Source organism: Dyella sp. (assembly GCF_035685805.1).
Lineage (GTDB): Bacteria > Pseudomonadota > Gammaproteobacteria > Xanthomonadales > Rhodanobacteraceae > Dyella_A.
In genome coordinates, this window is the sequence record NZ_DASSAB010000018.1 from 1 (window position 1) to 8,537 (window position 8,537).

The following is an 8,537-nucleotide window of genomic DNA, read 5'->3' on the forward strand; positions in this document are numbered from 1 at the left end:
CACCGTCTGCGCGCTGGGTAAAGACATCGCCTGCGCGCGGGAAAGCGCGTACGCGGCGGCGGCGAAGATCCGCTTCGATGGGGCCTTCTACCGTCGCGATATCGCACACCGGGCGCTGCATCGGCGCTGACGCCGCGGCACGGGTGCAATGGCGCCGGCTGCGCTCTTGCCCCGCAGAATTACCACGTCCTCGGTGCTCGCCCACGCCCATGACCGCGCTTGCCGGAGCCGCAGGCAGCGGCAGGCGCATGGTCATTCATTCACGCTAGGCTAGGCGCCGGCATCTCCCGGATGGAACCTGCATGAGCCAATTCGCCCTGCTCGGCCGCCGGCGCTTCGCGCCGTTTTTCTGGACCCAGGCATTCGGAGCGTTCAACGACAACGCGTTCCGCAATGCGCTGCTGATGCTGGTGGCGTTCCAGATGGGGCTTGACGAGCACCGGGCCGCGATCTACACCAACTTCGCGCCGGCGCTGTTCATCCTTCCGTTCTTCCTGTTTTCGGCCACGGCCGGCCAGCTGGCGGAGAAGTTCGAGAAGACCCGCATCATCCGCTGGGTGAAGCTGTTCGAGATCGCGGCAATGACGGTGGCGGCGATCGGCTTCGTCACCCATCACGTCTCGCTGCTGCTGGTGGTGCTGTTCATGATGGGCATGCACTCGGCCGTGTTCGGGCCGATCAAGTACGCGATCCTGCCGCAGGCGCTCAAACCCGCCGAATTGGTCGGTGGCAACGGGCTGGTTGAAATGGGAACCCAGCTGGCGATGCTGATCGGGATGATCGCCGGCAACAGCCTGATGCGTGTGGCCGGCATTGGGCCATGGATCGCCTCGGGCGCGACCATTGCCATCGCGCTGGTCGGCTACTTGGCCAGCCGGGCAATCCCGCCGGCGCCACCGACCGCGCCGGAGCTGAAGTTCCAGTGGAATCCCTACGTGGAGACCGCCCGCGTGCTGCGGCTCACCCACGCCGACCGCGCGGTGTGGAACGCGGTGCTGGGCATCTCCTGGTTCTGGTTCTTCGGCACCGTGCTCATCGCGCAGTTGCCGATCTATACGCGCGAGACGTTGGGCGGTAACGACACGGTCTACACCTTGGTGCTGACGCTCTTCTCGGTGGGCAGCGGCATCGGTGCGCTGCTGTGCGAGCGGATGTCCGGCAAGCGCGTGGAGATCGGCCTGGTGCCGCTGGGCGCCTTCGGCCTCACCGTGTTCGGCGTCGACCTGTTCTTGGCCCGGCACGGCATCGCCAACGCACAGGGGCAGGACTGGTTGGCGTTCCTGCGCGGCGCCGGCAGCCTGCGGCTGGTGCTCGACCTGACCCTGATCGGCGTGTTCGCCGGCCTTTACGTGGTGCCGCTGTTCGCCTTCGTGCAGGCGCGCACTCCGCGCGAGCAGCTGTCGCGGATCATTTCCGGCAACAACATCATGAATGCGCTGCTGATCGTCTCGGCGGCGGGCTTCGGCCTGGCATTGGGAGCGCTGGGGTTCAATGCGGCGCAGATCTTCCTGGCCGCGGCCCTGCTCAACATCCTTGTGGCAGCGTACATCTTCACCCTGGTGCCCGAATTCCTGATGCGGTTCATCACCTGGGTGCTGGTGAACACGCTTTACCGGGTGCGCGTGGACGGCATGCGGCACCTGCCGGAGGAGGGGCCGGTACTGCTGGTGTGCAACCATGTGAGCTTCATGGATCCGCTGCTGCTGATGGCAAACCTGCGCCGTCCCGCACGCTTCGTCATGTACTACCGGATCTTCAACATCCCGCTGCTGAAGTTTGTTTTCCGCACTGCCAAGGCGATTCCCATCGCCGGGCAGAAGGAAGATCCCGCGGTGCTGGCCGCCGCCTACGAGGCCATCGACGCGGCGCTCGCCGACGGCGAGGTGGTGTGCATCTTTCCCGAGGGAGGGCTGACGCGCGACGGCGCCGTGGCCCCCTTCCGTCCGGGGATCGAGAAAATCCTCGCGCGCCGCCCGGTGCCGGTGGTGCCGATCGCGCTCCGAGGGCTGTGGGGCAGCGTGTGGAGTCGGCGCGATTCGATGATGGGGCGCTCGCGCCTCCCGCGGCGGTTCCGCGCGCGGGTCGAGCTGGTGGTGGATGCGCCGATGGCGGCGCAGGAAGCGACGGCCGCATCGCTGGAAGCGCGTGTCCGCGCGTTGCGTGGGGAGCTCGCCTAGCCGGCAGCGGAGCGCGAACTCAGGCCAGCCAGCTACCCATCACCACCAGCGCCACCACGCTCATCCAGGCCACCAACGCGCGCAGGAACGCGCTGCGCATGCGGACCAGCTCGAGCAGCGGGTCGCTGCGCTCTTCGCCGTAACCGTCGCCCGCCTCGATCTCCACATCGATGTCGGCGCAGGCCGCATCAGCGAGAAAGAAGGGTTCAGCCCGATACCAGTCGCCCGCACGCGTCTGTTGGCGCCAGCGTTTCCATGCGGCCATCACCGCATCCCAGTGGCCGACCACCGCCAGGGTGAACACGAGCAGTTGCGCCGGTACCCAGTCCAACGCATTGGCGGTGTGTCGGGCGGCGCTGCGGCTGGCGGCGTCCATCGGCATGGACTCGTCGCGGCCCAGCATCTGCACCAGCCGATAACCCAGCGCGCCGGCAGGGCCGAGCAGGAAAAACCACCACAGCGCGCCAAAGCGCCGACGCAGTGCCGCGAAAGCGATCGCTCCACCCAGCGCGTGCGCGTTCCACGCTACCTGCTCGCCGCCATCGGCGAGGCGTTGCGCGGCACGTTCGCGCGCAGGCAGGTCGGGCGCGGCAAGAATCGACTCCAGATCGGCCTCGAAGGCGCGCGGGCCGAAACACGCCAGCAACACCGCCACGTCCAGAAGCAGCCGTGCGAGGTCGCCCAGCGGCGCGTGCTGCAATGCCCCGGCAAGCAGAGCACAAAGCACCATCGGCACCCCCACCACCACGACTACCCGCACGGCGCCGTGCAGGTCGCGCAGTGCGCTTACCCAGCGGCGATACGGGCGTTCCAGGTGCCAGCGGGCCAGCTGTGGCAACAGATGCAGCAGGCCCAGCGCGAGCAGGGCTGCGAGCAGGCGAATGGCCATGCAGAAATTCCGGAAACGGGACGCCGCATTGTAAGCGAGCGGCTCAGCCCCTGCGGGCGATCATTGCGTCCAGCGACAGGCCGGCGCGTTCCTGCAGCCAGTGCGCGAGCAACTGGTAGGAGACCGAGAGCTTCGGCGGTGCGGCGAAGCTGCCGTCGGCGAGGCCGACTTCGATCTGCGCGGGCGTGAACCAGCGTGCCTCTTCCAGTTCGCCGTCGCGCAGGCGGATGTCGGGGCCGTGCGCAGTGGCGGTAAAGCCCACCATCAGCGATGCGGGCAGCGGCCATGGCTGTGACGAGTGATAGTGCACTTCGTCCACCCGGACGCCGGCTTCCTCGGCCACTTCGCGGCGTACCGCGTCCTCGAGTGATTCGCCTGGCTCCACGAAACCCGCGAGGGTGGAATAGCGCCCCGGGGGCCAGCCAGCCTGGCGCCCGAGCAGGCACGCGCCCTGGTACTCCACGATGACGATGATCGCCGCGTCGGTACGGGGGAAATGCAGCTTGCCGCATGCGGCATGGGTGCACTGGGCGCGATGGCCCGAGGCCACCAGTGTCACCGGTGCGCCGCATCGAGTGCAGTAGCGCGTTTCGCGCTGCCAGTGAGCGAGCCCCTTGGCATAGGCGAACAACCCCGCCTCCTTCGCCTGCAGCCGCAGTCCCGCCTCGCGCAGCGGCATGCGGCGCGCCTGCAGTGCCTGGTCCAGCTGTGCAAGCTCCGACGTGCCCGATTCATGAGCGTCCACCCGCAACATGAAGTAGACCTGCTCGTCGCCCACGCCCAATAGCGTGGCCGGTACGTCGGCCAACCAGCGTTGGCGCTCGGCCGCGTCCAGCCAGTGCAGGGCGTCGCGGTCGTGGCGGGCATAGGCCGTGTCGTCGGCATCCAGCACCAGGAACAGTGCCTGTGCACTGCCCGCCTGCGCACTCACCCAGTCGACTTCGTCGCGCCGCTCCGCGGCACGATCAAGGACGAGGCTGAGTCCGCTGAAGGTGTTCTGTCGCTGCTTGCCCACGCGGATTTTCTTCAGGTGGAAAACGAAGAGCCGCAGCCGCAGGTGGTCTTCGCGTTGGGATTGCGGATCACGAACTGGGAGCCGGAGAGGCTTTCCGCATAGTCGATCTCCGCGCCCGTGAGGTACTGCAGGGACAACGGATCGACCAGCAGGGTGACACCTTCGCGCTCCAGCGCCAGGTCATCCTCGGCACGCGCTTCATCGAAGGTGAAGCCGTACTGGAAGCCGGAGCAGCCGCCACCGGTGATGTACACGCGCAGCTTGAGCTCGGGGTTGCCTTCTTCCTCGATCAGCTCGTGGACCTTGCGGGCGGCCGCCTCGGTGAACACGAGGGGCGCTTGCGCGCTGCGGTAATCGGGGAAGGCGACGATGGTTTCCATGACGGCTACATATGAGGTGGCTGAGGCCAGACCTCAAGCATAGCGCGTTCAGGCGGACGCCGATTCCGGGGTTTCACTGGCCGCCTGGGTGCTGCCCTCCAGCGCCTTGTGGCTGGCCAGGCCGCGGCTCATCTCGGCACCGGCGTGCACCATGCGCCCGTTGACCTGTGCGCCGGCGGCCATCTCCAGCAGGCAGTAATGCACGTCGCCGTTGATGCACGCCTGCGCCGCCAGCTCCAGCCGGGCGTCGCTCAGCACATTGCCGTCGACGCGGCCGTTGATCACGGCGTGCGGCACGCGGATCTCGCCGATGACCTGCCCCTGTTCGCTGACGGTCAGCACGGCGTCCTCTGCTTCGGCGATCACGGCGCCCTGAATGCAGCCATCCAGATGCAGTGCGCCGGTGAACTGGACGTCGCCGCGCACGATCGTGCCGCGGGCGATCAGGCTGGTTTCGTGACAACGAGCGTCGCGCGTCGCGCGCTTACGGTTGAGCATCTTGATCCCCTTGCGTGTTGGTGATGTTGCTGTTCAGGGCTTCATTCCATGCAACGGTACGGCTTGCCGTTGTGCCACTGTCCGGATCGGCCTGGATGCGCAGGCGCATCGGGCGGAAGTCGGGAGGAAGCACGAAGGTGCAGTGCACCTGCTGGAAGTAGCGGAAGTGGAATGGCAGGCCGTCTTTCTGCGCGGCGTCGCCGAGTGCGCTCCACGGCAACTGCTCCACCTTGCCCTGGCGCAGTCCCTCCACCGTGACGATAGCCTTGCCGGTGGTTTCGTCGCCGCGGCGCACGTTCTGCGTGAGGCTGATCGTGAGGTTCCAGGCGTGAGATTGCGACACCGGCTGCACACGCACTTCCTGTACCCGCAGCCCCTGACGCTGCCCCTCGCCGCCGACCAGGCGCGAGTAGAAACCGAGGTCGGCCCGCAGCCCGCTGATCTGCTCCTCGCGCTCGGTCAGCGTGCCCTGCAGGGAGCGCATCGCCACCTCGTTCACCTGCTGCGACCGCTGCAGGTCGGCGACCTGCTGCTTGAGTTGATCGTTTTCTGCCCGCAGCGGCTTGAGCGCCGGGTCGCTCCGCCTGAGGACAGTGACCGGCCGCTGCGCGAGCCAGAAGCCGAACAGCGCAGCGAGCAGCAACGTCAGCGGCCAGCCGGCCGCCACCCATAGCCGGCGGCGGCGATCGCTTGCGGTGTCATGCGTCTGCACGACGAAGCGCGGCGGCGGGCGAGGTGGCATGGCGCCCCTCCGGGCAAAGATTCAACGTATAGCCGCCGCGTGACGGAAGCGTCAAGGAAGCGCGCGCGATTCTGCCAAGCGCAACTCAACCTCTGCAGATTTCACGCGGGTGGCCGGGGCAGCGCGCGGTCCGGGCGCCAGAATCCTGGCCCGCGTCAGCGCGCGGGCAAGGTCAGGCGGCCTGGCAACCGCTGTTCGGGCTGTTGCCCGACGCAGTGCCGGTGCGCGAGGGCAGCGGCCCGAGCTGAACACTCAGCAAGCCCTCCACCAGCGGAGCGAACTGGCGCAGCGCACGTTCGTAGACCTGGCGTTTGAAGTTCACCACGTGAGCCGCTGGATACCAGAAGTCCACCCAGCGCCAGATGTCGAATTCGGGCTTTTCGCAGGCGTCCAGTCGCAGCGCATCTTCGCCCCCGACCAGCCGCAGCAGGAACCACACCTGCTTCTGGCCGATGCAGGTCGGCCGTTGATGGTGCCGCACATACCGATGCGGCAAGCGGTAGCGAAGCCACCCGCGGGTGGCACCAAGCACCTCGACATGTTCCGGCGCGAGCCCGGTTTCTTCCTCCAGCTCGCGATACATGGCTTCGAGCGGCGTCTCGTCGCTGCGCATGCCGCCCTGCGGAAACTGCCAGCCGTCGCGATTGACGCGGCGCGCCCAGAACAACTGGCCATCGCCGTTCAACAGCACGATGCCCACGTTCGGACGATAGCCATCCACATCAATCATGTCGTCTCCTGGGAAGCCGGAACGTACTGCCGCGGAACCGCGGCGCCGGTACTTCCATCGCTCGATTCAAGCACAGCGGCGGAAGCGCCAGCAAGCCGCCACTTGAACCCTGTGCTGGGCGCCATTACACTTTCGCGCCCCGCCGGCACGAAGCTGCCCGCCGCGGTTCCCGTTTTGGCTATGTAGCTCAGCTGGTTAGAGCACAGCACTCATAATGCTGGGGTCGGTGGTTCGAGTCCACCCATAGCCACCAAACGTGTCGCGCGTGTCTGTCCCGCCGACGTGTCCATCCGCGCGGACGTCGCCATGCACATCTTCAAGGTGTTTCAGCTCGAAGCAGCCCACCGCCTGCCGCACGTGCCGGAAGGCCACAAATGCGCGCGGCTGCACGGGCATTCGTTCCGCGTCGAGATTCATGTTTCCGGCGAGCCGGACCCGCGGCTCGGCTGGGTGATGGACTTTGCCGAGCTGAAGACGGCCTTCCAGCCGCTGTATGACCAGCTCGACCACCACTATCTCAACGACATCGAGGGGCTGGAGAACCCGACCAGCGAGATGCTGGCGCGCTGGATCTGGCAGCGGCTGGAGCCGCGGCTGGCGGGGCTGGACAAGGTGGTGGTGCACGAGACCTGCACCTCGGGGGCCAGCTGCAGCCGGGCCGATTTCTGACGCGTTGCGTTATGCGGGTGATTTCCGCAAGTTGGCGTACAGGATGAACATTTGCCGACTGGTCTGGCGATTCCGGGAAATTCATGTTGCATTGCAACAGAAGTCTTGCTAGAGTGGCTGCCACTACCCCACCTCCACCCGAGGAACAAGCCATGACCCAGCAATTCAACAACCAGCTTTTTGCGTTCACCAAGCAGTTCACCGACAGCGCGTTCAAGGCGCATTCGCTGGCCCTGAAGGGGCTGGAGAAGGTTGCCGAGCTGCAGCTCAAGGCGCTCGAGGAGCAGACCAAGGTCTCCGCCGAGTTCGTCACCGACGTGATGGAAACCCGCGACGTCGACGGCCTGCGCGGCCTGTGGGAGAAGGGCAGCAGCCTGAGCCGCGAGAATGCCGAGCGCGCCGTGGCGGTGTCGCAGGAAGTGCTGTCGATCACCCAGAAGACCGCCGAGTCGCTGACCGCGCTGGTGCAGGAGCAGCGCCAGGCGGCCAATGACGCCGTGACCGCGCCGGTCGCCGGCAAGAAGGCCGCCGCCAAGTAATTCGCGGCTGCCGTGCAGCGGTACAAAGCTTCGAGAAGGCCGGACAGGGATGTCCGGCCTTCTTTTGTGCGCAAGATCGTGCGATCGCGGCAGATCGTCGCAGGCCTCGCGCCAGGCTGTGCGCTGGCGGGCGCGGCGGGGATTGGCAGGCTTCGCGGCTTGTCCGGGCTATCGGCGCACTGATATACTTTTACGGATTCGGATCGTGGCGGGTGACTGGATCGGTGCCGCCTGACAAGGGTCGCGCGGAGACGTCACTTGCTCAACAACCTGGCCTCGGGTCGGCGCCTCGCCTCGCGCATCGTGCTGCTGCAGTTCGCGGTGGCTCTGCTGGTGGGCTGCGTCTTCCTAGCACTGGGGCGTCGTGAAGCGGCATCGGCCGCGGCAGGCGCGGTGGTGGTGGCGCTGGGTACCGCAGCGATGTCGGCGCGGATGTTCAGCGGCATCAGCGGCGCGGGTCTGGCGCTGGGTCGGCTGCTGACGGGCATGTTCCTGAAATGGATCGTGATCGTCGGAGGGCTGGTCGTGATCCTGTTCCAATTCAAGTTGCCGCCACTGGCCGCCATCACGGGGTTGGTGGCTGCTTACGCGGTCCATCTGGTGGCGTTCAGATTCAAGGGTTGATCCATGGCAAGCGAGCCGACTGGCGGTCTTACCGAGTACATCCAGCACCATCTGCAGCATCTGACCCCGCACACGAGTGAGGGCGGTTTTTGGGCGGTGCACATCGATTCGGTCAGCGTGTCGCTGGTGCTGGGCGTGCTGTTCTGCCTGTGGTTCTGGTTGAAGGCGCGCAAGGCCACGGCCGGCGTGCCGGGCAAGGGCCAGGCCTTCGTGGAGATCGTGCTGGAATTCGTCGACGGCCAGGTCAAGGACGTGTTCCACGGCGACCGCCGCG

At 66.7% G+C, this 8,537-nt stretch carries 11 protein-coding genes, 1 tRNA gene and 1 pseudogene; 7 read left to right on the top strand and 6 right to left on the bottom strand.

Going from position 1 to position 8,537, the window contains the following annotated elements:
• Together VFG40_RS04260 and VFG40_RS04265 are read left to right on the top strand one after the other, a co-directional pair.
• Positions 1-130, top strand: a 130-nt coding sequence (locus VFG40_RS04260; protein WP_324895276.1) for a phosphoribosylglycinamide synthetase C domain-containing protein, incomplete at its 5' end; no start/stop codon positions are given.
• Positions 131-302: 172 nt separating this feature from the next.
• On the top strand, positions 303-2,177 hold the full coding sequence (locus VFG40_RS04265) for an MFS transporter (RefSeq protein WP_324895257.1): 1,875 nt from the start codon (positions 303-305) through the stop codon (positions 2,175-2,177).
• 19 nt (positions 2,178-2,196) lie between these two features.
• Here VFG40_RS04265 and VFG40_RS04270 read toward each other — a convergent pair whose 3' ends face one another.
• From VFG40_RS04270 to VFG40_RS04295, 6 genes are all read right to left on the bottom strand, one after another.
• Positions 2,197-3,066 carry a beta-lactamase induction protein gene (locus VFG40_RS04270; RefSeq protein ID WP_324895259.1) on the bottom strand — a complete coding sequence of 290 codons (870 nt, stop codon included), beginning with the start codon at positions 3,064-3,066 and terminating at the stop codon, positions 2,197-2,199.
• A 43-nt stretch (positions 3,067-3,109) separates the two neighbouring features.
• Positions 3,110-4,081: an NAD(+) diphosphatase gene (gene nudC, locus VFG40_RS04275; protein ID WP_324895261.1), complete on the bottom strand. Its 972-nt coding sequence runs from the start codon at positions 4,079-4,081 to the stop codon at positions 3,110-3,112.
• 11 nt (positions 4,082-4,092) lie between these two features.
• The gene (gene erpA / locus VFG40_RS04280; RefSeq protein ID WP_324895263.1) at positions 4,093-4,461 is read right to left on the bottom strand and encodes an iron-sulfur cluster insertion protein ErpA; all 369 of its coding nucleotides are present in this window, start codon (positions 4,459-4,461) and stop codon (positions 4,093-4,095) included.
• Between the two features lie 48 nt (positions 4,462-4,509).
• A complete protein-coding gene (locus VFG40_RS04285; protein WP_324895265.1) occupies positions 4,510-4,959 on the bottom strand; it encodes a bactofilin family protein in 450 nt (149 codons plus the stop codon).
• Entirely contained in the window at positions 4,946-5,701 is a 756-nt protein-coding gene (locus tag VFG40_RS04290) for a DUF6776 family protein (RefSeq protein ID WP_324895267.1), read from the bottom strand. The genes VFG40_RS04285 and VFG40_RS04290 overlap by 14 nt, the downstream gene beginning before the upstream one ends.
• A gap of 172 nt (positions 5,702-5,873) precedes the next feature.
• Positions 5,874-6,431 carry an RNA pyrophosphohydrolase gene (locus VFG40_RS04295; RefSeq protein ID WP_324895268.1) on the bottom strand — a complete coding sequence of 186 codons (558 nt, stop codon included), beginning with the start codon at positions 6,429-6,431 and terminating at the stop codon, positions 5,874-5,876.
• A 176-nt stretch (positions 6,432-6,607) separates the two neighbouring features.
• Between VFG40_RS04295 and VFG40_RS04300 the strand changes: the two genes are divergently transcribed.
• From VFG40_RS04300 to VFG40_RS04320, 5 genes and pseudogenes are all read left to right on the top strand, one after another.
• Positions 6,608-6,684: transfer RNA gene (locus VFG40_RS04300), tRNA-Met, on the top strand.
• 53 nt (positions 6,685-6,737) lie between these two features.
• Positions 6,738-7,100 carry a 6-carboxytetrahydropterin synthase QueD gene (gene queD, locus VFG40_RS04305; protein WP_324895270.1) on the top strand — a complete coding sequence of 121 codons (363 nt, stop codon included), beginning with the start codon at positions 6,738-6,740 and terminating at the stop codon, positions 7,098-7,100.
• 152 nt (positions 7,101-7,252) lie between these two features.
• Positions 7,253-7,639, top strand: a complete 387-nt coding sequence (locus tag VFG40_RS04310) for a phasin family protein (protein WP_324895272.1) — start codon at positions 7,253-7,255, stop codon at positions 7,637-7,639.
• A gap of 258 nt (positions 7,640-7,897) precedes the next feature.
• On the top strand, positions 7,898-8,263 hold the full coding sequence (locus tag VFG40_RS04315; RefSeq protein ID WP_324895274.1) for a hypothetical protein: 366 nt from the start codon (positions 7,898-7,900) through the stop codon (positions 8,261-8,263).
• Positions 8,264-8,266: 3 nt separating this feature from the next.
• Positions 8,267-8,537 (top strand): annotated as a pseudogene (locus VFG40_RS04320) (F0F1 ATP synthase subunit A); the annotation flags it as partial.